At 47.5% G+C, this 24,513-nt stretch carries 23 protein-coding genes; all 23 read right to left on the minus strand.

Going from position 1 to position 24,513, the window contains the following annotated elements:
* Positions 1-36 precede the first annotated feature (36 nt).
* Positions 37-1,134, minus strand: coding sequence for a transcription termination factor NusA (nusA, locus tag ACX1C1_RS20905; RefSeq protein WP_458954085.1), 1,098 nt, complete (start codon positions 1,132-1,134; stop codon positions 37-39).
* 36 nt (positions 1,135-1,170) lie between these two features.
* Entirely contained in the window at positions 1,171-1,632 is a 462-nt protein-coding gene (rimP, locus tag ACX1C1_RS20910) for a ribosome maturation factor RimP (RefSeq protein ID WP_458954086.1), read from the minus strand.
* 201 nt (positions 1,633-1,833) lie between these two features.
* Positions 1,834-6,141 (minus strand): PolC-type DNA polymerase III, encoded by a 4,308-nt coding sequence (locus ACX1C1_RS20915; RefSeq protein WP_458954087.1) that lies wholly within the window; start codon positions 6,139-6,141, stop codon positions 1,834-1,836.
* 276 nt (positions 6,142-6,417) lie between these two features.
* Positions 6,418-7,866: a proline--tRNA ligase gene (gene proS / locus ACX1C1_RS20920; protein WP_458954088.1), complete on the minus strand. Its 1,449-nt coding sequence runs from the start codon at positions 7,864-7,866 to the stop codon at positions 6,418-6,420.
* A gap of 10 nt (positions 7,867-7,876) precedes the next feature.
* On the minus strand, positions 7,877-9,151 hold the full coding sequence (gene rseP / locus ACX1C1_RS20925) for an RIP metalloprotease RseP (protein ID WP_458954089.1): 1,275 nt from the start codon (positions 9,149-9,151) through the stop codon (positions 7,877-7,879).
* Between the two features lie 91 nt (positions 9,152-9,242).
* Positions 9,243-10,382, minus strand: a complete 1,140-nt coding sequence (locus ACX1C1_RS20930; protein ID WP_458954090.1) for a 1-deoxy-D-xylulose-5-phosphate reductoisomerase — start codon at positions 10,380-10,382, stop codon at positions 9,243-9,245.
* 18 nt (positions 10,383-10,400) lie between these two features.
* A complete protein-coding gene (locus ACX1C1_RS20935; protein WP_458954091.1) occupies positions 10,401-11,195 on the minus strand; it encodes a phosphatidate cytidylyltransferase in 795 nt (264 codons plus the stop codon).
* A 28-nt stretch (positions 11,196-11,223) separates the two neighbouring features.
* Entirely contained in the window at positions 11,224-11,997 is a 774-nt protein-coding gene (locus ACX1C1_RS20940) for an isoprenyl transferase (RefSeq protein WP_458954092.1), read from the minus strand.
* 95 nt (positions 11,998-12,092) lie between these two features.
* On the minus strand, positions 12,093-12,647 hold the full coding sequence (gene frr / locus ACX1C1_RS20945; protein WP_458954093.1) for a ribosome recycling factor: 555 nt from the start codon (positions 12,645-12,647) through the stop codon (positions 12,093-12,095).
* A complete protein-coding gene (gene pyrH / locus ACX1C1_RS20950; protein ID WP_458957749.1) occupies positions 12,647-13,375 on the minus strand; it encodes a UMP kinase in 729 nt (242 codons plus the stop codon). The genes frr and pyrH overlap by 1 nt, the downstream gene beginning before the upstream one ends.
* A gap of 111 nt (positions 13,376-13,486) precedes the next feature.
* The gene (tsf, locus tag ACX1C1_RS20955) at positions 13,487-14,137 is read right to left on the minus strand and encodes a translation elongation factor Ts (RefSeq protein ID WP_458954094.1); all 651 of its coding nucleotides are present in this window, start codon (positions 14,135-14,137) and stop codon (positions 13,487-13,489) included.
* 131 nt (positions 14,138-14,268) lie between these two features.
* Positions 14,269-14,967, minus strand: coding sequence for a 30S ribosomal protein S2 (rpsB, locus tag ACX1C1_RS20960; RefSeq protein WP_068681116.1), 699 nt, complete (start codon positions 14,965-14,967; stop codon positions 14,269-14,271).
* A 195-nt stretch (positions 14,968-15,162) separates the two neighbouring features.
* Positions 15,163-15,672, minus strand: coding sequence for a hypothetical protein (locus ACX1C1_RS20965; RefSeq protein ID WP_458954095.1), 510 nt, complete (start codon positions 15,670-15,672; stop codon positions 15,163-15,165).
* Positions 15,665-16,270, minus strand: a complete 606-nt coding sequence (locus tag ACX1C1_RS20970; RefSeq protein WP_458954096.1) for a DUF6115 domain-containing protein — start codon at positions 16,268-16,270, stop codon at positions 15,665-15,667. Before ACX1C1_RS20970 ends, ACX1C1_RS20965 begins: the two co-directional genes overlap by 8 nt.
* A 23-nt stretch (positions 16,271-16,293) precedes the next feature.
* Positions 16,294-16,620 (minus strand): hypothetical protein, encoded by a 327-nt coding sequence (locus ACX1C1_RS20975; RefSeq protein ID WP_458954097.1) that lies wholly within the window; start codon positions 16,618-16,620, stop codon positions 16,294-16,296.
* Between the two features lie 43 nt (positions 16,621-16,663).
* Positions 16,664-18,070, minus strand: coding sequence for a DUF342 domain-containing protein (locus ACX1C1_RS20980; RefSeq protein ID WP_458954098.1), 1,407 nt, complete (start codon positions 18,068-18,070; stop codon positions 16,664-16,666).
* A gap of 16 nt (positions 18,071-18,086) precedes the next feature.
* Positions 18,087-18,872, minus strand: a complete 786-nt coding sequence (locus ACX1C1_RS20985; RefSeq protein WP_458954099.1) for a FliA/WhiG family RNA polymerase sigma factor — start codon at positions 18,870-18,872, stop codon at positions 18,087-18,089.
* Positions 18,873-18,876: 4 nt separating this feature from the next.
* Complete coding sequence (locus tag ACX1C1_RS20990) at positions 18,877-19,341, minus strand: hypothetical protein (RefSeq protein WP_458954100.1); 465 nt, start codon at positions 19,339-19,341, stop codon at positions 18,877-18,879.
* A gap of 1 nt (position 19,342) precedes the next feature.
* Positions 19,343-19,840, minus strand: a complete 498-nt coding sequence (locus ACX1C1_RS20995) for a chemotaxis protein CheD (protein WP_458954101.1) — start codon at positions 19,838-19,840, stop codon at positions 19,343-19,345.
* A complete protein-coding gene (locus ACX1C1_RS21000; protein ID WP_458954102.1) occupies positions 19,837-20,460 on the minus strand; it encodes a chemotaxis protein CheC in 624 nt (207 codons plus the stop codon). Before ACX1C1_RS21000 ends, ACX1C1_RS20995 begins: the two co-directional genes overlap by 4 nt.
* Before the next feature lie 3 nt (positions 20,461-20,463).
* Positions 20,464-20,925: a chemotaxis protein CheW gene (locus ACX1C1_RS21005; RefSeq protein ID WP_458954103.1), complete on the minus strand. Its 462-nt coding sequence runs from the start codon at positions 20,923-20,925 to the stop codon at positions 20,464-20,466.
* 13 nt (positions 20,926-20,938) lie between these two features.
* Complete coding sequence (locus tag ACX1C1_RS21010) at positions 20,939-22,996, minus strand: chemotaxis protein CheA (protein ID WP_458954104.1); 2,058 nt, start codon at positions 22,994-22,996, stop codon at positions 20,939-20,941.
* Positions 22,997-23,040: 44 nt separating this feature from the next.
* Positions 23,041-24,501 (minus strand): protein-glutamate methylesterase/protein-glutamine glutaminase, encoded by a 1,461-nt coding sequence (locus tag ACX1C1_RS21015; RefSeq protein ID WP_458954105.1) that lies wholly within the window; start codon positions 24,499-24,501, stop codon positions 23,041-23,043.
* Positions 24,502-24,513 lie beyond the last annotated feature (12 nt).

Consider the following 24,513-nt stretch of genomic DNA (forward strand, 5'->3'; position numbering starts at 1 on the left):
ACACCCTCCTTCATCACCGGCTATTGCTCTGCTAATCTAATCGATCGAAATCGAATCCTGATGCATCGTACCCATTGCAGACTTCGGACGCCCATATTCTTGCTCGGCCTGTGTCTCGCTTTTAATATCGATTTTCCAGCCCGTCAACTTCGCTGCAAGGCGAGCATTCTGCCCCTTGATGCCGATCGCGAGCGACAGCTGGTAGTCCGGTACGATTACACGAGCCATCTTCTCTTGCTCGAACACAATCACTTCAAGCACCTTGGACGGGCTGAGCGCATTCGCTACGTACTCTTCGACATTCTCGGACCAACGCACGATATCGATTTTCTCGCCCTTCAGCTCATTAACGATTGTCTGTACGCGCATGCCCTTCTGACCGACGCACGAACCGACTGGATCGACTTCGTCATTACGGGAATGTACGGCAATTTTGGAGCGGAAGCCTGCTTCGCGAGCAACAGAACGAATCTCCACAACGCCATCGTATATTTCAGGAACTTCAAGCTCGAATAGTCGTTTCAGCAATCCGGGATGTGTACGGGATAAAATAATCTGAGGCCCTTTAGTCGTATTCTCGACTTTCGTTATAAACGACTTCACACGATCACCGTGCTTGAATTTATCCGTTGGCATAAGTTCTGTCAGCGGCATGACCGCTTCAACTTTACCTAAGTCAATAAACAAATTGCGAACGTCTTGACGCTGTACGATACCGTTCACAATATCTTCTTCCTTATCGATAAATGCGTTGTAGATCAGGCCGCGCTCCGCTTCGCGGATACGCTGCGTCACAACCTGCTTGGCCGTTTGGGCAGCAATCCGTCCGAAATCGCGAGGCGTAACTTCGATTTCAGCAACATCATCGAGTTGATAATGCGGGTTAATCTCGCGGGATGCTTCAACCGTTACTTCTAGACGCGGATCCAGCACCTCGTCTACGACAGTCTTACGAGCATATACCTTGATCACGCCAGTGTGGCGGTTAATATCAACCCTAACGTTCTGCGCAGTGTTGAAATTGCGTTTGTAGCTAGAGATCAGTGCAGCTTCGATCGCTTCGAGAAGCACATCCTTTGCGATCCCTTTGTCTCTTTCGATCTCTTGCAACGCCTCAATAAAATCCATACTCATTGGAACGTTGTTCCTCCTTTCGAAATAAAAACCGATTTAAAAAACGATGGCCAACCTAGCGCTTGCTACTTTGGTGTAAGGCAGCGTATGCTGCTTTTTGCCTACGCGAACAACAGCTTGCACGCCGTCGAACGATACGAGCAACCCCTCGAATTCCTTAGAGCCATCAACAGGCTCATATGTAGTCATGAACACATGTTTGCCTATTGCCTTCACTACATCCTCGGGTTTCTTAAGCGGACGCTCTGCCCCAGGAGACGAAACCTCCAGAAAATATGCGTCGGAGATTGGATCGTTTTTATCCAACTGCTCGCTAACGAACTCGCTAATCCGTCCGCATTCATCGATGTCGATGCCTCCGTCTTTGTCGACGAAGATTCGCAGGAACCAGTTACTGCCTTCCTTGATGTATTCGATATCGACCAGCTCAAAACCATGTTCATTGAGAAAAGGTGTCACCATCGTCTCAATCGCGGATTTGATAGTGGATGTGCTCAAATTGGGTAAACCTCCTGTAATGGTTGCATAAACGGATATTGTGAATCCGATGGTTGTGAGTAACGAGAATGTCCGAATACAAAACGTAAAGAGTGGGTTTCCCCACTCTTCTGCATCAAAGATTCTATCTTCATCATTGCCACAAAAATTATAACATAATCCCAAAAAGGTGACAAGAAATGATTTCTAGCGCTATCTGCTTTAGAATAACGACAGTTGGTTGGATTCTGGCAATCCCCGGAAACAGCCCATACCATTCAGCACTTCGATGATCGTTTTCGTCGCCTTGGACTTCATCTGGAAGTCCTCGATGGATAGAAACTCTCCACCGCCTCGTGCAGCGGCAATATTTCGTGCCGCATTATCACCAATACCAGCTATCGCAGCAAAAGGTGGGATCAGAGATTCTCCGTCGACCTGGAATTTAATAGCATCAGAGCGATAGAGATCAATCGGCTTAAACGTGAAGCCACGCGCCGTCATCTCTAACGACATCTCAAGCTGCGAAACCATGTTTTTTTCCTTCGGCGTAGCGCTGAAACCCTTGGCTTCAATCTCGATCAGTTTCCGAAGAATGGCATCATAGCCTTGACACAATAGCTCCAAATCAAAATCATCAGCACGGACAGTAAAGTACGTTGCGTAATATTGGATTGGATAATATAGTTTGAAAAAGGCGGTGCGAACAGCTGAAATGACATATGCAGCCGCGTGCGCCTTCGGGAACATGTATTCGATCCGCAGACATGAATCGATATACCACTGAGGTACCTTACACCGTTTCATTTCTTCAATCCACTCTGGCGTAAGACCTTTACCTTTCCGCACACTCTCCGTAATCTTAAACGCAAGCCCCGCATCCATACCCGCTTTGTAGATTAAATACAACATGATATCATCACGACAGCCAATTACCGTCTTGATATTACAAGTTCCGTTTTTGATAAGTTCTTGCGCATTGCCGAGCCAAACTCCGGTGCCATGCGACAACCCCGAGATTTGCAGCAAATCGGCAAAAGATGACGGCTGCGTCTCTTGAAGCATTTGGCGAACGAACTTCGTCCCCATCTCCGGCACCCCATAAGTCGCAACGGATGAACGGATTCGCTCTGGCGAAACTTCGAGCGCCGCGCAAGAGTTGAACATGCTCATGACCTTTGGATCATTCATCGGAATCGTCGTCGGATCTACGCCGGTCAAATCCTGAAGCATACGCATCATGGTTGGATCGTCATGTCCTAGTATATCCAGCTTAAGCAAATTTTCATCGAATGCATGGTAGTCGAAGTGTGTCGTCTTCCATTCGGCATTCGTATCATCGGCTGGATATTGCACCGGTGTGATATCCTCGACGTCAATGTAGTCCGGCACAACCACGATACCACCTGGATGTTGACCCGTACTACGTTTGACGCCAGTACATCCACTGGCAAGCCGGGCAAGCTCAGCGCCGCGCCACTTCTTTTGATGCTCTTCTTCATACTTCTTGGCGAAGCCATACGCTGTCTTCTCCGCTACTGTTCCAATCGTGCCTGCTCGGAATACGCACTTTTCGGTGAAAAGCACTTTGGTATAGTTATGAGCAATGGGCTGGTATTCGCCTGAGAAGTTAAGGTCGATATCGGGAACCTTGTCCCCCTTGAACCCAAGGAACGTTTCGAACGGGATATCCTGTCCTTCTCCCTTCATCATCTGACCGCAATGCGGACAAGTCTTCGAAGGAAGGTCGAACCCGCTCGGCACGCTACCATCAAGAAACCATTCGCTATTCTTACAATCCTTGTTCAAACACAGATAATGCGCGGGAAGCGGATTAACTTCGGATATCCCAAGGAATGTAGCTACAACGGAAGAACCAACGGAGCCCCTGGAACCAACGAGATAACCATCCTGATTCGACTTTTTCACAAGCTTCTCAGAGATCAGATAGTTGGCAGAAAATTTGAATTTAATGATAGGGACAAGTTCCTTCTCCAATCGATCGATAACGACTTGCGGCAGATTATCGCCGTACATCGACTTCGCCGTATCGTAGCAGGTATTCCGTATTTCTTCGTCCGCGCCTTCGATAATCGGAGCGAACAATTCCTTAGGGAACATGTCAAAAGCTTCGAATCGGTCAGCAAGCTGCGACGTATTCGTCACAACGACTTCACGCGAACGCGCCTCTCCAAGAAAAGCGAACTCCTCCAGCATCTCTTCCGTCGTGCGCAGATGCGCATCCGGCTTTCGCATGCTTTTGAGCGGACTGAACCCTGTAATGCCATGGATTGTAATGTCGCGGTACATCTTATCGCGCGGGTTCAAATAATGAACATTACCCGTTGCAATAACCGGTTTACCAAGTGCATCTCCGATTTGGCAAATGCGGCGCATCGCATCTTCAATTTCGGCACGGCTTCCTACAAGCCCCTTCTCCACGAGATGCATATAGAAATCAAGAGGTTGAATTTCGAGCACATCGTAGAACTCTGCGACATCCGTTGCCTCTTCGTGCGACTTATTGAGCACCGTTTCGAAGAACTCGCCTTTTTCACAACCGGAAATGACAAGAAGACCTTCTCTAAGCTCGACAAGCTTGCTCTTCGGAATCGTAGCAACACGCTTAAAATATTCGGTATGGGATAACGAAATGAGTTTAAACAAGTTCTTTTTTCCTACTGCATTAAGCGCGTAGATACTCGAATGGAACGGCCGCTGATTCGATAAGTCGAGACCGACATAGTCGTTCAACTGATTCAGATCGCGTACGTTACGCTCAGCAGCATCGCCGATCAATCCAAATAACACGCCTCCGAGCGCGAGGGAGTCATCAATCGCTCGGTGATGGTTGTCCAGACTCACTTTATATTTGTCAGACAACGTGTTCAATCTATGGTTCTTCATCGTTGGATGAAGGAACCTTGCAAACTCGAGTGTGTCCAATACAGCATTGGTCACTTCCGGCAAACCGATCGCTCTGCAGTTGGCTTGGATAAAACCAATGTCAAATCGTGCGTTGTGCGCGACAAGAATATCGTCGCCGATGTACTCGACGAACTCGCGCAATTTGGGCTCTAGCTCCGGTGCATCCTTGACCATCTCATCATTGATATTCGTTAATTGCTTGATATGGTATGGAATCTTCTCATGGGGATTGATAAAGGTCGAGAACCGGTCCACCTCTTTACCTTCCCGCATTCTGACTCCCGCAAGCTCGATAATTTTATTGTTTACGACGGATAAACCGGTCGTCTCGATATCAAAAACAATATAAGTTGCAGTAGCCAGTGGCTCCGGCCGAGCATTCAGCACCATCGGAACCGCATCATTCACGATATTTGCTTCCACACCGAACAATACTTTGATGCCGTGTTTTTTGCCTGCTTTAACTGCATCAGGATAACATTGCACATTACTGTGATCCGTGATTGCAATTGCTTTATGTCCCCACTTCGCCGCCGTCTTCACATAATCGCCAATTGAAGTAACTGCATCCATTGTACTCATCGTGGTGTGCAGATGGAATTCGACACGTTTTTCTTCGGCGTGGTCCTTCCGTTCAGGTGGAGATCCAATTTCATGAAGATCGTTAGGCATCATCACAAGTTCCGGCTCCTGCATGAACCGATCATATTCGATTCTGCCGCGAGCCTTTACCCACTTGCCATTCTCAAGCTGGGACAAGATCTTCACATCGTCCTTTGTTTTGGCGAACATCTTCATCGCGATGGAATCCGAGAAATCCGTGACATTAAAAGTAAACAATGTGCTGCCATTGCGAAGCTCCTTGACGTCCAGACCGAAAACAGCGCCTTGCACCGTAATCTTTTTCTCTTCGTCGAGAATGTTCATGAGCGGCACTGGCTCTTCTCGAATATCGTATCCGACCGCTAGTCGAACGGCTTCATCTCCGTCCTCGTTTTCACCCGAATCATATTGTGATTCCGCCATCAGCTGCTGCACGGCTTCGCGTTCTTCCTGCTCGATCTTCATCATGAACTGGTCGTACACTTCCTGATTCGCTTCGCCTACGGCAAGTTTCACCCTGCATTCCCGATCAAAGTTCGTTTTGTAGAAGGAGACGATTGCCTCGTCCACTTTCTTCTTCCGTGCGAGCTCTAACCCTGTTGCATCCGTTAGCGACAGGGAAATATTGTCGCCCGAAGCTTCGAGGGATGCCTTCTGCAGCCAGCCGTTGACAGATGCGACTTCGCGTTGGGCCCATTCCATGAATAGCGGCCAATATTGCATGACGATATTTTCCGTTTCAACGGCAAGCTCATATTGAAATACAAACGTGATGTCCGCAATATGACTAAACTTCTGACGTACAGCTTGTATGAAACCGGTATAGGCCTGTAAAGGAACCATGGACGTTTTGCGGATGCAAAACGTCCATTCACGGTTGGTCTCGCTGACAATGACTTGCTCGATATGGCCATCTTGGAAATAAGTATGAATAAGCTCCTGCGGCAGCCCCGCTTGCTGCAATAGCAGCTCGAAGCGCTGACGCTTGTCGTTGGTCATAATCGTTCACTCCTGTCGATTCGTACTTAAAGAGGTTGTTCAAAAAGTCCACTTTCCATCACAAAGGATGCCAAGGTGCATAATCGACATCGAATATAGAATTCAGGCGAAACTAAGCGTATGCTTTCGATGTATGTTTCCTTCGGAAACATTGCAGGTGCTCACATAGCTTCCACTACGCTCCGCTCCTCAGCTTCTACCTTGATCCAATCTTCTCGGTGCTGATAACCGAACTTTTTGAACACTCACTTAAGGTCTCACGTGCAACGCGTAAGATTAATAAGCGCGCGCAAATACGACAGTATGTTTGGCTTCGTCGCCGCACACCAAACAAGTTGATTTGTGAGTTGCAGGCTCAAACGGAATATTACGGCTCGTCGCCCCCGTCTCTTCCTTCACTTGTTTCTCGCATGCTGCTGATCCACACCAGCCCGCTTCTACGAAACCACGTTGCTCCTCGAGGAATGCTTTCATCTCATCCAGCGTTTCGACGGAACGCGAGTTGCTGCTGCGGAATGACTTGGCACGCTCGTACATTTCGATTTGCGTTTCATCCAGCATCTTCTGAACTTCTTGTACTAGATTTTCTTGCTGCACAATTCGTTTTTCCCCAGTAATACGCGATACGAGTACGACTACCCCGTTCTCCATGTCGCGTGGTCCTAGCTCAAGGCGAAGCGGCACGCCGCGCATCTCATATTCATTGAACTTCCAGCCAGGGCTTACGTCGCTGCGATCATCGACGCGCACACGTACGCCAGCTTTCTTAAGCTCAGCGTGTAGCTCGTCCACTCGACCTACAACTTGCTCACGTGTCTTTGCAGGTCCGATCGGAATCATTATGACCTGAGTAGGAGCCACCTTAGGTGGCAGAGCCAGACCGCGATCGTCACCATGCACCATAATAAGCGCACCGATCAGTCTTGTACTAACGCCCCACGATGTTGTGTGGCAGAATTGTAATGTATTTTCACGGTCCAAATATTTAATATCGAATGCAACCGCAAACTTTGTACCCAGGTAATGAGATGTGCCGGCTTGCACCGCACGTCCATCCTTCATCATCGCTTCGATCGAATACGTATCGACAGCGCCTGCGAAGCGTTCGGAAGGTGTTTTCTCGCCTTTGATGACCGGAATGGCCAAGAAGTTCTCTACGAAGTTTGTGTACACATCAAGCATTTGCATCGTCTCTTGACGTGCCTCTTCTTCATTCTCGTGGGCCGTATGACCTTCTTGCCACAAGAACTCACTAGTACGCAAGAATGGTAACGTCCGCTTCTCCCAGCGAACCACGTTAGCCCATTGATTGATAAGTAGTGGCAAGTCGCGATATGACTGAATCCACTTCGCATACATGTGGCCAAACATAGTTTCAGAAGTCGGTCGAATGGCAAGACGTTCTTCCAGCTTCTCTCCGGCTGCTTCCGTTACCCATGGGAGCTCCGGATTAAAGCCCTCCACATGCTCCTTTTCCTTCTGGAAGAAGCTCTCGGGAATGAAGAGCGGGAAATACGCATTACGGTGCCCCGTTTCCTTAAACTTCGAATCCAGTTCACGCTGCATATTTTCCCACAGCTCATAACCATCAGGACGGAATACGATGCAGCCGCGCACCGGCGAATAATCCATTAAATCCGCTTTCTTGATAACATCGATATACCATCTTGAGAAATCTTCGCTTTGTGGCGTAATTTCCGTTACGAATCCTTTATCCTTCGACATGAGCGACAGACTACTCCCCTCGTACTAATCGTAAAATATCGTTATAGGTGACAACCAGCATTAACAGCATCAGCATTGCGAAACCAATAAAGTGGACCATGCTTTCTTTATTGGGATCAATCGGCCGTCTTCTTACGGCTTCGAGTCCCAAGAAAAGTAATCGGCTGCCGTCTAACGCAGGTACAGGCAACAGGTTGAAAATACCGAGATACAAGCTGAGCAGCGCGGTCCATGAGGTTAGTTGCACAATACCTTGTTTGGCAATTTGACTTGTCATCTCTGCCGTACGAACTGGTCCGCCGAGGTCATCCAGCTTAAACTGGCCGGTTATAAGCATTTTAAAGCTTTCAAAAATATAGACGGTCATATCTTTCATTAGCGTAGCAGAACGAGTAATGGTCTCGCCGAATGTTGCGTTTCGCATTGGAGGAGCAGCGCTAATTCCGACTTTGCCAACACCATCTTCATTTGGTTTAGGCGTTACATTTAGACTGATCGGCGTGCCATCCCTGATGACTTCAATCTTTACTGGTTCGTTCGGTGATTTGCCGATAATATCAATCATTTTGTCAAGGTCGGTACCGATAGGCACACCATTAATGGCATTAACGATATCGCCCTTCACCAGTCCAGCATCCGATGCCGGCGCATCTTCCTCTACCTTCGTGATCGACATATATGTTGGATTCTCTACCGGAACCCCAACCATCTGGACATAAGCTCCGAACAGCACAAACGCAAGAATAAAATTCATCATAGGTCCAGCAAAGAGTGACATCGCACGGGCTCTTAACGATTTGCTGCCAAAATGCCTATCGATTGGCGCGATCTGAGTATCTTTGCCTCTGGCAATAACAAGTGCCTGTGGGTGAACCACATAAGACTCCTGCTCGCCCTCTACGTTTAGCTTAATAGCCAATGCACGTTCTAGATCGACATGTTCCACTTCACCGCGTACGGTGTCGCTTCGCTCATCTAATCGATCGAGATAAATCCGCGTTACCTGGTTATCCTTGATGCGAAGCGCGACTGTCTGACCAGGCTGAACCTCCACGATCTCGGGATCCTCTCCCGCCATTCGGACAAAGCCGCCTGCAGGTATTAACCGTAATGTATATCTAGTTTCTCCACGTTTGACGGAGATCAGCTTGGGCCCAAAACCTATCGCAAACTCCCTAACGAGTATCCCTGCCCGTTTAGCGAAATAGTAGTGACCCCATTCGTGAATCGTCACGATTACGAAAAAAACGAGCACGGTCATAAATACGACCTGAATGGTTCCCATAGTAGTTTTGCCTCCTGTTCGTTACGGCCTGTACATAGATTATCATTATTCTCACGTACGAAACAAGAGAACCACTTTCTGGTACGGGTAATCAGACGTTTGCCGCCAGTTGGCGAGCCCATGCGTCCACTTCCGCGATACTCGCCAAATCGTTGATCTTGACGATTTCATGACGCTCGATTACCGTCTCTAAGACACGTTCGATATCCAGGAAAGTGATTGCACCCTTCAGGAATCGATCTACTGCCACTTCGTTAGCTGCATTGTAAACAGCTGGTGCCGAATTACCTAACCGGCCGCAGTCGAATGCCAATCGCAGACAAGGATATCTGTCGAAGTCCATCTCACGGAAGTGCAGCTTGCCAATCGACGCCAAATCAAGCCTAGCCGTCGGCGTGTCATACCGATCGGGATAGGTCAGCGCGTACTGAATCGGAACGCGCATGTCCGGCATGCCGAGCTGGGCAACGATGCTTCGATCGACGAATTCTACATAAGAGTGGATGATGCTTTCTGGATGTATCAACACACTGATCTGATCGTATGTAAGATCGAACAGCCATCTGGCTTCGATAACCTCTAAACCTTTATTCACCATAGTCGCAGAGTCAATCGTAATTTTGGCGCCCATCGCCCAGTTGGGATGATTAAGTGCTTCTGCTACGGTGACGCCTTCGAGCTCGTTGCGCGTCCGATCCCGGAACGAACCACCCGAAGCGGTCAAAGTAATACTGTGGACTCCGCTGCGACGCTCTCCGTTCAAACATTGGAAAATAGCAGAATGCTCACTATCAATTGGGATGATGGATACTCCTTTTTCCTTAGCGCGAGCCATCACAATATGACCCGCTGTAACAAGGGTTTCCTTATTGGCTAGTCCAATCGCTTTACCTTCGTCAATTGCGGCAAGAGTCGCTGGCAATCCTCTGCTTCCCATAATCGCGGTGACGACAGTATCTGCATCAGTTCCCGCTGCGACCTCGATTAGTCCTTCGTCACCATAAACAACCCGTGTGCCTGAAGGCAGATGAAGTTTGACTTCTTCGGCAAGTTCCTTTGTAGCCACACTTACAAGCAAAGGATTAAATTCTCGCGCCTGCTCGATCACCAAATCACGGTTCGTCCCTGCGGACAGAGCAGTAATAGAAAATCGCTCTCGCTGATGTCTGACTATATCGAGTGTTTGGGTCCCAATTGAGCCGGTAGACCCTAACAATGCTATTTTTTTCATCTTACATCCCCCATCGCCTTAAACCGGTATGAGTCCGCTTAGTACCAGCAGCGGGAACACGATGATCCAGCTGTCGCAACGGTCGAGTACACCGCCGTGACCCGGCAGCAAATTCCCAGTGTCTTTAATCGATCTAATACGTTTGTATGCGGATTGAATTAAGTCCCCAAATTGACCTGCAACTGCCGCAACTAGTCCGATGAGCAGTGCTTTCGGAATGGAGATCACATCTGGCGCAGACAAAGCGAATACAACGGATACGATCAATGCCAGAGCCACTCCTCCAAGAGCGCCTTCAATCGTTTTGTTCGGACTGATCGTAGGCCATAACTTATGTTTGCCGATTGCTTTACCCACAAAATAAGCGCCGATATCTGAAGCCCAAATACAGCCAAACGACAAGAACGACCAGAACAAACCGTTGTCGCTAATATCGCGTACTTCAATCATGGCAGAGAAACCATATCCGACATAAATAGCGCCAAGCAGCATGAGCGCGGCACCATCGATCGTAAACTGATTTTTCCCTAACACCGTAACGGCTAGCAACAAAAACATCAGCATCCAAACGATCGTAATTAATGAAGGAACATCGATTCCCCAATCCGACCATGGCAGCACCAAAAAGAGTGCTCCAACATATCCGATTAAGGCAGCTGGATGAGTCGGCTTTAATCCGTTCATTTTTACATATTCAGTAAATCCGATAAGAGCAAGCAGTATGAGCAAACCGGTGTAAAAGGCGCCTCCAGCGATCGTAAGCGCGACAAACAGTGCCCCTGCCAAGATGCCCGTAATCAAGCGTTGTTTCAAAGGAAGGTCACACCCATTCTGACTGGTGCTACACGCCGCCGTAACGGCGAGCGCGGCGTCCGTACTCTTCTATGGCTTCATTAAAATGTTTTTCCGTAAATTCCGGCCAATATACATCGGTGAACCATAACTCGCTATACGCAAGCTGCCATAACATAAAGTTGCTCAGCCTCAACTCTCCGCTTGTCCGAATTAATAAATCCGGATCGGGGAGATCTTTCGTCAACAAACGACGACCAATTTCTTCCTCGTCGATGTCATCCGGCTGAAGCTTGCCGTCACGAACATCAGCAGCGATACTTTGTATGGCTTCATGCATTTCCTTGCGACTGCCGTAATTGAGTGCGAAGTTAAGCACAAGTCCGGTATTGCCAGAAGTTTTCGCAATGGCCTCTTCGACAGCGCTTAACGTATGCGGCGGCAGCTCCTCACGATGGCCCATCATTTTAACTTGCACGTTATTTGCGATTAATTCATCCAGCTCGATCTCCAGAAATTGCTGCGGCAATTTCATGAGGAAATCCACCTCTGCTTTGGGTCTCTTCCAATTCTCTGTCGAGAAAGCGTATAACGTCAAATATTTAACCCCGAGCCGATTGGCTTCGATCGTAATGCGTTTGACTGCCTTCATCCCAGAATGGTGACCCGCCATGCGAGGCAAACCGCGGCGTTTCGCCCAGCGGCCGTTCCCATCCATAATGATCGCAACATGCTCGGGCACATTATCGGGTGGAATGCTTTCATCGTTTTGCGGTAAGGACGCTTTCGCTTTGCTTCGATTTGCCCAAAGCCGCTTAATCATCTGACTTCCTCCCAATCACAAATAAGAAATGAGAAAACCTCTATCGGAGCCGCAGGCGTTAGCGCGGCTGCGGCTAGAGGCAGTTTAATCGCCAATTATACTTCCAAGATCTCTTTTTCTTTGGCGGATAATACTTTTTCGACTTCTGCGATAAACTTATCCGTCGACTTCTGAATATCCTCTTGATGGCGACGGGATTCGTCTTCAGAGATATCTGTTTTCTCAAGCTTCTTGATATCGTCGTTGGCATCGCGGCGAATATTGCGAATCGCTACTTTAGCTTCTTCTGCAAATTTCTTAGCGCTCTTGACCAGATCCAAACGACGTTCTTCCGTTAACGGCGGCACTGAGATCCGGATCGAAAGACCATCGTTAGATGGTGTTAAACCCAGGTCAGATTTCAAGATTGCTTTTTCGATTGCCGCAAGAGACGATTTATCCCAAGGCTGGATCATTAATGTCCGGCTGTCCGGCGTATTAATATTAGCAAGTTGGTTAAGAGGCGTCAAAGATCCATAATATTCAACTTGAATACGGTCAAACAGAGCAGGGCTGGCTTTGCCAGCACGTAGAGTCGCGAGGTCGCGTTTGAACGCGCCAATCGCTTTATCCATGCGCTCATCAGCGCTTTTTTTAACGGATTGCGGCATTATTTCGCACTTCCTTTCACAATCGTACCGATTTTCTCCCCTAGTACAACACGTTTAATATTTCCGTTTTCTGTAATCGAGAATACGATTAACGGAATGTTATTGTCCATACAGAGAGATGACGCTGTGGAGTCCATAACTCCTAGATTACGGTTCAGCATATCGAGGTAGGTTAACTCTTCGAACTTCTCTGCCGTTTCGTCTTTGAATGGATCAGCTGAATATACGCCATCTACTTTGTTCTTAGCCATAAGGATAACCTCTGCTTCGATCTCGGCAGCGCGTAGAGCAGCAGTCGTATCTGTCGAGAAGAACGGGTTGCCCGTTCCTGCAGCGAAGATTACGACGCGTCCCTTTTCCAAATGACGGATTGCGCGACGGCGAATATAAGGCTCGGCAATTTGTTGCATGGCGATCGAAGTTTGAACACGTGTTGGCACATCAATTTGTTCTAGCGCGTCTTGAAGCGCAAGCGAGTTCATGACGGTTGCCAGCATGCCCATGTAATCCGCAGTGGCACGATCAATACCTTTAGCCGTCCCGGCAATACCTCTCCAGATGTTGCCTCCGCCAACGACGATGGCCACTTCAACACCTAAAGCCACGACTTCCTTCACTTGATTGGCGATTGACGATATGACCGACGCCTCAATGCCGTAGCCCTCCTGGCCGGACAGGGACTCTCCGCTTACTTTCAACACGATACGTTTGTATACAGGATGCTCCAACTTGTTAACCTCCATCACGCACCTCTTACGAGGTCCTTCTATTTGTATTCAGCAATTGCGGCAAAAAAATGGAGGCGGGGCGGACGCCCCGCCCCGCCTCTCGCGTTCGGATTACAGTTTTGCTTGAGCCATAACTTCTTCTACGAAATTGTCGACTTTTTTCTCTAGACCTTCGCCAAGTTCGTAACGAACGAAACGACGGATCGAGATGTTTTCACCGATTTTGCTGATGTTTTCATTCAGCAGCTCGCTGATTGTTTTGTCTGGGTTTTTGATGAAGCTTTGCTCCAGCAGGCAGTACTCTTCGTAGTACTTGGAGATACGACCTTCAACCATTTTTTCAACGATTTTTTCAGGTTTGCCTTCGTTGAGTGCTTGGTTTTTCAGGATTTCTTTTTCTTTCTCAAGCTCTTCAGTTGGAACTTCTTCGCGACGAACGAATTTCGGATTTGCAGCTGCGATTTGCATTGCAATATCTCTAGCGAATTCGCGGAATTGATCCGTCTTAGCAACGAAGTCAGTCTCACAGTTTACTTCAACAAGCACGCCAATACGGCCGCCTGCGTGGATATAAGACTCTACAACGCCTTCAGTAGCAATACGTCCAGCTTTGTTTGCTGCTGCAGCAAGACCCTTTTCGCGAAGCAATGCGATCGCTTTATCAACGTCGCCGCCTGTTTCGTCCAATGCCTTTTTGCAATCGAGCATTCCTGCTCCCGTTCTCTCACGAAGTTCTTTAACCGCGCTAGCGCTAACTGCCATGAAAAACCCTCCTAAATGTTTATATATCCTGGGATTCCTAATGTTCATCTTGTTAAAAAAAAGGGTAGCGAGAGGTTTGCACCATCTGACCACCCTTTGTTGTTTACTAAATTGTCAGTTCGGCAATCAGCTTACGCCGTTGTTTGCTCACCTTGGTTAGCTTCAACAATTGCATCAGCCATCTTAGCCGTCAGAAGTTTTACAGCCCGGATTGCATCGTCGTTACCTGGGATAACGTAGTCGATTTCATCTGGATCGCAGTTTGTATCAACGATACCTACGATTGGAATACCAAGCTTGCGTGCTTCTGCAACTGCGATACGCTCTTTGCGTGGGTCAATGATGAAGAGTGCGCTTGGCAGGCCCTTCATGCCTTTGATGCCGCCCAAGAACTTCTCAAGACGATCTTTTTCTTTACGAAGGATGATAACTTCTTTCTTAGGCAGAACCTCGAAAGTACCGTCCTCTTCCCATTTCTCCAATTGCTTCAGACGATCAATACGCTTCTGAATAGTTTGGAAGTTAGTCAGCGTGCCGCCGAGCCAACGTTGGTTGATGTAGAAGTTGCCGCAACGCTCTGCTTCTTCTTTAACCGAATCTTGAGCTTGCTTCTTCGTGCCTACGAACAGCATAGTGCCGCCTTCAGCTGCGATCGATTTAACAAAGTTGTAAGCCTCGTCAACTTTCTTAACCGTTTTCTGCAAGTCAATGATGTAGATTCCGTTTCTTTCTGTGAAGATATAACGATCCATCTTAGGGTTCCAGCGACGAGTCTGGTGACCGAAGTGAACACCAGCTTCTAGAAGCTGTTTCATGGAAATAACCGCCATTTCTTCAACACCTCCTGTAATGGTTTTTTTGTGTGTCCCTCCGCCATTCGCATCTTCCGTCGAAACTTTCGCCGAGCGAAAGCACCGTCAACGGAATTGATTGGCGTGTGTTTTTAACACCGTCAATTAATATATCACATCCGAAAGCATGGTGCAACAAGCTTTACACGACTTTTTACTAATATCGTGCAGGATTTACTCTATACCACCATTGAACTGTTTGGACTCTTCTGCTGTAATCGGCGTGCCTGAAACAATTGCAGCCGCTTCTTCAGGCTCAACCAATCCGTTCTCGAACAAAAAATAACCGGCACGTACTACAAACCCGGAAGACTTCATGACATTAATGAAAGCTGCTGTGTCTTCGATCGCTCCTGAAGCCAAAAGAATGTCCGCGGTTTCGCTAAGTTTAGTGCCAGGTTCGATCCGAACGACGAATGGAACCAGCTCCTGTATGGCCTGCGATGTCTCATCCTTGACATCTGCAGACGCTGTCGGTGCCGGTTCCTGTGTAGGAGACTGCTGAGTAACTGTTGTTTCTGTAGGTGCAATCGTTGCAGTAGGCAATTCTCCTTGTTCGATCTGCTGTCCGATCTCATCGAGTTGATTCTGGCTTTCTTCTCCTAGTCGGAACAACTGAAGAAGCATAGCGCCGATAATGATACCAACTCCAACACCTAACACAAATGAACGTTTGTTAAACATGGGCAGCCCCTTCCTGCTTGGCGAGCCCGATGATTAATTGTACCTCACCTTTGTTCATGCCTAACTTTTTGGCGATTGCTTCGATCGACTTGCCTTGCTCATATAAGTAGAATAGTTCCGAGTATCTGGAGACGATCGTATTCGACTGAGCTGTCTCAACAGAGGAAGGACGCTCTATTTCTTCGATAGTCAGGTTACATTCAGGTCTTGCAGCTGTAGATGTCCCTAAGGAGATGGTTCGAGAATCAAGCTCCTTGCCTGCATCGGAATTCACATGACTTACGGGAGTAGCAGCTGTTTGTGCCAATTTGTCCAGTGTGACGGTCAACTGATTGTCTAACGTCTCGCAACGTTGCTCGAGCGCCGCAATCCGAGAGTCCTTTCGTTCCCCTTCGGCTTTGGCATCGGCCTGTGACTTGGCCACTAGCTTCAAGAGATCATCGTTATCCCGTTCCATATTCTCCATAAACTGCTCCAGTGCCGTCTCCATGTTTTGCACGGATTGAACAGGCTGATTCGCTGCTCGGTTTCTAGGCATACTTAGCGCACCAACCGCTACTACAGCCCCCAACAAAGCAATATAATGCCATGGCTCCAACGTGCTCGCCGCCTTTCCTGTTTTTACAACTTGATGTCAAAGCGATGCCCTTTGTAAGGATGCGGAGTCTCCGGAACCTCATTATTTGGCTGTTCCACCTTGGATCGGCCATTACGTCCCGATTGGCTGTGATCTGCTCCACCGCCGCTTTCTTGATCGGCCTTTACACCATTGTTGGACGATTGTTCCACAGCAGCGCTCTGGAATCGCTGCTCCTCGGTGTTTTTTTGCATTTGATTGGCGAGCATATTTTGCTCAGTGATCGGTCTCTGGGCTGCTTGTTGCTGCAGACCGCTATACTCTTGCAATCTCGGGATGGACATTTGAAGATCTAATGGCTTAAATGTCACTTCAGTTCCTCCTCCACCATTGCCGAACCATTCGTAATTCTCGTTATGGCTGATATGGCACGAGCGCGATATCGCCTTCCATCAGTCGGAATGAGACGCGCTGTGCGCTGTCTTTTACGAATTTGGTGTATCGACCGATTACGATTTTGACCCCGCCAAAAACAATGCCGCCAACATCAATTCTCGCCCGCCCCGAGTCCTCGAGCATCTTCTCGATTTCTAACATTCGCGCTTTAGACTCGTCGATAGAGGCAACCGTTTGACGTTTGGTTGCGCTTAATTTTACTCGCATAGCTAATCGATCTGGTGATAATTGACCAGCTGCCGCCATTTGGTCCAGAATAACTAGCGCTTTCTCCGTTTTATCCAAACTATCGTTTGAAGCTCTAATGGATCCACGCAGCTCCAACAGCTCGTCCCGCAGTTGAGGATTGACACCGGATTCGAGGACGGTTGTCGTTGACATGGCATTGCCGACTGTTCTAGCTGAGATCGACTCACCCGCTTGGGTGATACCGCCAACAATCAGCCCTTTCGCACCTGAGCATACGACACTATGCCCAGCTTTTACATTCGAATGCATGATACTTTGAGAAACCAGCACGTCCTCGCCGGCAATCACATTGCCATCTTGAATAAACGAGCTCTTAATATTGCAGTTTGCTTTGACATAACCTTTGTTCCCCGCCATAATACCGCCTGTAATCTCGATAGAGCCCTCTGACTCCAGTTCAGCACCTTCAACACCACCGATAATTCGGATGTCGCCGGATGCCTTTACACGGAATCCGCTCAGCACATTACCACGTATGACGACTGTACCTACAAAGTCGATATTACCGACTCGATAATCCACATCGCCATTGACTTCATAGACAGGAAACACATTGATCTTGGCTTTATCCGTTATGGTAATCAATCCATCTATGGCGGCATACAGCGCTACACCGTCTCCGCTAGGAACGACGTTTTTGCCAATTTTGAATCGAGCACGTTTGCCGAATTTCGGTGGTATTTCTTCACCGGTAACCGTCTTCCCCGCAGGACCTGCTGTTGGTTCAACCAGTTCAGCGATTAACTGACCACGCTTGACGTTCTTTAGTTGGTTCACTTGCTTCAGATCAACCTTGCCATCATCGCTTTCAGTAGGGCGGCGATCTTCGTTATTCATATCGAATACAAAACGTATCATTCCATCCCTACCCGGAATAGGACTTGAACCCTGTGCAATAATCGTTTGTTCTCTGCAATAGGCAAGCGGATTTTGACTGATTTGGACCAGCATATCGGAACGAAGACCATGGATAACTCCTTTGCTTCGGACAAATCGATCCAGCTCCTCCGCCGAACATGCAAATTCGTCCGTGATACGAGTGAACGAAATGAAGGCAGACAGTTTGTCTGCCGAGGTTTGTATTCGAAGATAAGAATCCAGTTGCTGATTATCCACCTGACTTCCGCCCTTCCTAATGCTGCATTAATTGATCTTTATGTTTAGCCAAAGCACCGCGAAGGCGCAGAATCGCCTTCGAATGTAATTGGGAAATTCTCGAAGGTGAAAGCGACATAACCTCGGCTATTTCGCTGAGCGATAGTTCTTCGTAATAAAATAATGATACGACCGTCCGTTCCTTCTCAGTCAATCGTTCAATCCCTTTAATGAGCGATTCCTTCAAATAAACCTCATGAACCGTTTGATCCGGATTTTTGGCTCGATCATCGACAAGCAATGACATTCTCGTTTCGGATTCTTCTTCCCGGATGGGATCTTCAAGCGAATAGATCGATGCGACTGAGATATCTTGTAACATCGTCGTAAACTCTTTTTCTGTAATTTGCAAATAATGACTTACTTCAGAATCCGTAACCGACCGCATGAATTTCTGCTCCAGCACTTGATAAGCATCTTCAACACGCTTCGCTTTCTCTCTCACGGATCGTGGAACCCAATCGCCATGGCGCAGTCCGTCGATAATCGATCCGCGAATTCTCCAAGAAGCATACGTCTCGAATTGAAGCCCTCTCAAATAATCGAACTTTTCAATCGCATCAATTAATCCCATTACGCCGTTGCTGGCCAGATCATCTTTAATCACATTTTTGGGTAATCCGATTGCCATCCGGTTTGTCACGAAATCAACTAATGGCAAATAATTTTCAATCAGACTTTTTTTGGCTTCAATATCCCCATGTTCTTTCCATGCTTGCCACATCTGGATGTTCGTCAAATGAGGCGTCTTCAGCTCAGGCATTGACTCACTCTCCTGTCAGATGACGTACGGCTTTCGCCAGTTCTTCGGGTTGTTTGCCGGCAGTAGATACGAGTTGAGGCGGACTTAACGGCTTAAAGCTGTTCGAACCGTTGCTATCACCAGACGTAGCAGGCTCAGGAACCGGCTTCTGAGCAGGAATTGTATGAGGCTGCAGCTGCTCCTTAAGTAACTGATTCAACGCTTCAGACTCGTCCGGCGTCTTCAAATCCAGCTCCACTCCCCGCTGATCCGCTAATTCGCTGTCAGAGAATTCCGGTGCGATACCTGGCGGCTTCAGGATGATAGCCAGAACGAATCTCGCAATGAAAGCAATGATAAAAAAAGAAACAAAAGCATATATACATCTCATCAATATGACGGATATAGGGTTATTCCCCAAGGAGAAGATCACGGTCAATCCAACTCCCGCTATTCCGAATCCCGCGTTCCATCTCCAAGTTCCAAGCATCTTATATCTCCTTTATTCCAAACTGCACACTCCGAACAGACAACTTTCCATTGCTGCTGTCAAATTCAATCGTACGACCGTAATTTCCCCCAGTATCTTGAGATTTGATTGGAATCCGCAGTCGATCAAGCATAATGATACATGACTCCACATTGCGTGGACCAATCCGAAGTGTATCCGATTGCCCTGCGAATGCGAACATTTGCGCACCACCCGCCATCTTGGCTTCCAGTCTTTCAATCTTAGCTCCAAGAGCTTTCATACGGCTTAACATTTCTGGAATTGCGGTATCAGCATACTTAGCCAAGTTGATTTGTGCTTCTCTCGCAATATCCGACGAGGGCAGCATAACATGCGCCATACCCGCAACCTTGGTTGTGGCATCATACAATGTAAGCCCTACGCAAGAACCAAGCCCAGTTGTTTTCAATACTGAGATGCCGCCTTCTACTACATTTAAATCCGCCATACCTACCTTAACCATTGTTTGTTCCGTCATTCTTGACCGACTCCCAGTGATTTGAATATTTTACCGAAGGAGCCAGGATCGGGAATAAGGAAGAAATGGCCTTCCAACGATTGGTGGTCTTCGAGAAAGGTCGTTTCGATTAATAAAGCCGAGTCGCCCATTTCTCCGTATTGCATAAGACCGTAACTCAGGATGGCACCTGCCATATCATGAGCAATTGCAGGTACAGACGGCACCATCGAAAGTCGTGTAAAATCAGCCAGCGACGACAAGTAGGATCCTGCAAGAATATTACCGATTTCGCATAAGGCGGATAATTCCATTTCGGAATATTCAGCAACCTCTTCGCCATGAGGGATCGATAATAATTGGTTCAGCATTCGTTTCGCAGAAGCTTCTTCAATAATAAAAAACATATTGCCTGGCGCTTCACCTTCTACACGCAGGAAAACGGCAAGAACGATTTGTTCGGCGCCGCCAACCAATTCGGCAATTTCCTCGAAGGGCAGCAAGCTTACCTTCGGTACCGCCATATCCACTGGCTTATTCAGCAGAGTAGATAGGGCGGTAGCCGCATTGCCGGCACCGATATTGCCGACTTCTTTCAGTACATCTAGTTCAAACGCTTCAAAGGATTTAAATTCGGTCACTTCCTATACCTCCAGCTGCTCGAGCTGGATAATCTCGTTTCGGTTTAACACCTCGGACAGATTAAGCATAATAAGAAGTCTGCCTTCACCGAGCTTAGCGATTCCGCGCAAATATTTGGCCTTAATGCCGCCTACGATCTCAGGTGGATTATCAATCGTATCGGTGTCGATATCAATCACGTCATTAGCTGAATCAACAATGAATCCAACTTCCATCTCATTAACTGCTACAACGATGATACGAGAATTTTCAGTCGATTGCGTTTCGGTAAGATTAAATCTGCCGCGCAGATCAATGACAGGTACAACAACACCACGCAAATTGATGACTCCTCTAATGAACGAGGCTGTTTTCGGGACGCGTGTAATTGGTATCAAACGTTCAATCGTGCGCACTTTGTCTACTTCGATTCCATACTCTTCCTTACCAAGCGCGAATACGATGACTTTCAATTCTTCTCCCATTGGTAAACCCTCCTTATTTGATCAATGCGTTAGGATCGATTATAAGTGCAACATAACCGTCGCCAAGAATTGTGGCGCCAGAAATGGCGTAAATATGGTTTAAGTATTTGCCGAGCGACTTAAGTACGATCTCACTTTGGCCAATAAACTCGTCAACCATGACGGCAGCAAGCTTATCTCCTTTGCGAATAACGACAATTTCTGTTTCTTGCTCATTACGCTCATCGAAGTCCGGTGATTGCAACACGCCGCTGAGCGAAACGAGAGGAATGATAGAATTGCGGAATTCGACCATTTGATTGCCATGAACATTTAAGATATTGCTGCGTTGAATAATACCTGTCTCTACAATCGATGATAACGGGATTGCATACTTCTCCGAGCCAAGCTTAATCAACATCGCGGATATGATCGATAGAGTAAGCGGAAGCTGTACAGAGAACTTCGTACCTTTTCCTTCAGCCGAAGTAACTGTCACGTTGCCCCCGAGCGATGTAATCTTTGTTTTTACAACATCGAGTCCTACTCCGCGTCCGGATATATCAGATATTTTGTCCGCGGTACTAAAGCCCGGTGCAAAGATCAGCATTTGAATTTCTTCCGGAGTCAGCTTACTTGCCTGTTCTTCCGAAACGACGCCGTTTTTGATTGCTGTCTGCAAAACCTTCGCTTGATTGATCCCTCTACCGTCTTCCTCTACCTCGATGAAAACATGATTGCCGCTATGATAAGCGCGAAGATGAATCGTTCCTGTCTCTGGTTTGCCTGCAGCAATTCGATCGGCTACAGATTCGATGCCGTGGTCGCCTGAATTACGGATCAGATGGACTAACGGATCTCCAATCTCATCAATAACCGTACGATCCAGCTCAGTTTCGGCGCCTGTAATAATAAGCTCCATTTTCTTATTTAGAGATTTGGCCAAATCTCGTACTAGTCGAGGGAAACGATTGAATACCGAATCTACAGGTACCATTCGAAGCTTAAGTACGATATTCTGCAGATCGGAGCTTACGCGTGACATATGCTCTACCGTTTCGGTCAACTCGTTCCGCTTAATCTCGCTTGCGAGCTGCTCCAGACGCACTCTATCAATTAATAATTCGCTGAATAAGTTCATAAGCGTATCAAGCCGATCGATGTCCACCCGAATTGTCTTGTTCATGGCCGCAGGTGCCGATTGCGCTGTTGCCTGTGTTTTGCGCGCAGTGTCTTGCTCGTTATTACTCTGTGCTGGCGTTGCCTGCTCAACTGGCTTCTCAGGAGCTTCAACTGCGGCTGCAGCTGGTGCAGCAGTTAGAGAGTCCAGCGTCTCAGCGTCTAGTGGTGTAACGGTTACGGTAGCAATTTCAGAGATGTTCTGAATTTGCTCTGTGAGCTGTTCCGTCGACAAGGTCGATATGGTGAAGATTGAAAACGATCGATCGAACTTCTCCTGCTCCAAATCCTGGACAGCCGGATCCGATTTAATAATTTCTCCATTTCGTTCAAGCAAATCGAAAACCATGTAGGCACGAGCAGCTTTCAACACACAGCTCTCTTCCAGACTTACTTGAACATAAAATGGCTTTTGCCCAGCTTCGATGGATTGAAGCAAGATGGAGGATTGGAACTGATCCAAATATACGGAAGCTGAATTTGCTTGTGCATTGGGCTTGCTGGATGGAGCAGCTGCCGACTCTAGCTTATAATCGCCTTTCAGTATGTTTTGCAGCGAGGCGACAATAGAAGTGACATCTGCTTTACCAGTACCGCCTCCGACAATATCCTGTACCATTGCTTCGAGCGCGTCCAGTCCCTTGAACAGTGTATCAAAAATGAAAGGATCCATTTTTAATTTACTGTTGCGGACTAGATCAAGCACATTCTCCATTTCGTGAGTGAGCGCAGCCAAATCTTCGAAGCCCATCGTTGCTGACATGCCTTTGAGCGTATGAGCAGATCTGAATATCGACTGCACGATGCTCAAATCTTCAGGACTGCCCTCCAGCTGAAGCAAATTTTCATTTAAGGCTTGAAGATGATCGTTTGATTCGTCGATAAACATGGACAGATAAGCATTCATATCCATTCACTTGCACCTCCTGATAGGATGATGGTTCATACTCCGCAAATCTATTCAATATTGTTAATGGCTTTCACTAGCTCGGAAGAAATTTGTCCAAGTGGTAATACGGTTCGTACAGAGCCTGCTTCTACAGCTGATCGAGGCATTCCGTATACGATGCATGTTTCCTCCGACTCTGCAATAAGCGAAGCTGCTCCTTGATCAGCTAGCAGCTTCATGCCCTTTGCGCCATCACTTCCCATTCCTGTCATTATGACCGCATGGATATTCAGCTCGTGGAACGGCACCAGCGATTCGAACATCACGTCCACCGATGGCCGGTGACCGTTGCGCTGGGGTTGTTCCCCTAGCCGAATGACGAAGCCATTGTCTTGTTTCTCTAGCTCCATATGCTGACCGCCGGGAGCTACATATACAAAACCGGTCTTCACTCTCATGCCTTGCTCAGCTTCTACAACCGTTAGAGGGCTAAAACTATCTAACCGCTGAGCAAGAGACTTCGTAAATTTGGGCGGCATATGCTGAACAACTAACACCGGTGCAGGAAAGTCCTGCGGCAAGGAGCAGATCACTTCGTGCAATGCTTTTGGTCCACCGGTAGAAGTACCAATTGCAACAATATCACGGAAACCCTCGCCGCCAACACGTCTCGACTTTATGCTGCTAGATCGATTGAAATCGGCATTGTCAGCAGACGAATTGTCAACGTTTCTTTCATTTCGGAGTGTATATTGATTCGAACCTACCTTTGTATGTAACCGTGTTGATGCTGGATTAACCTCAGTATCCGACTTCAACACGTTCTTGATGTCATTTTTTATTGAAGGTCTTGTAGCTGACGGTTCGGATCCTAGTCGCGAACTCAGACTCGCAGGAGGTTTGATAATTTTCCTGTCGGATTCGAGATTCGAAACTTCCTTTTCTCTCAACCTTGAATGCTTCAAATGGATAGGTACTTCATTCTTTCGAACGGAAGCAGTACTTTTGGCTAAGGAAGCTGAGTCATTCCGTTGTGCTGTTATTTGTCCTACTAGTCCACTGTAGTCTAATGGAGCTACTGTTGGCGTCAATTCTGACTTTCGTTGCGATAGCAACTCTTTGCTCGTCTTAACGAATGCAGCAGTCCTAAGCTTGTCCAGAAGCTGTTCTCCCACAGCCTGAATATTATCAGAGCCGATTGCCGAAGGTTTCCGGATGAAATCAAATGCACCAAATTGCAAAGCTTTAATTGTGTCGCGGGTGTTGTCTTCGCTAATGCCAGACAACATGATGATTGGTCTTGGATGCTCCTTCATAATGAGCTGAAGCGCTTCAAGCCCATTCATTTGGGGCATTTCCAGATCCATCGTAATGACATCCGGTAGATGTTCTCTCACAGCAGCTATTGCTTCCATCCCGTTGGAAGCCGTCGCAACTATCGTGAATTGACTATCCTGTACAATCAGATCACTTATGATCTTACGCATGAAAGCCGAATCGTCGACAACCAATACGCGATATGGAGCCATTCACCTTCCTCC

It is taken from the genome of Paenibacillus sp. strain BS8-2, assembly GCF_054483835.1.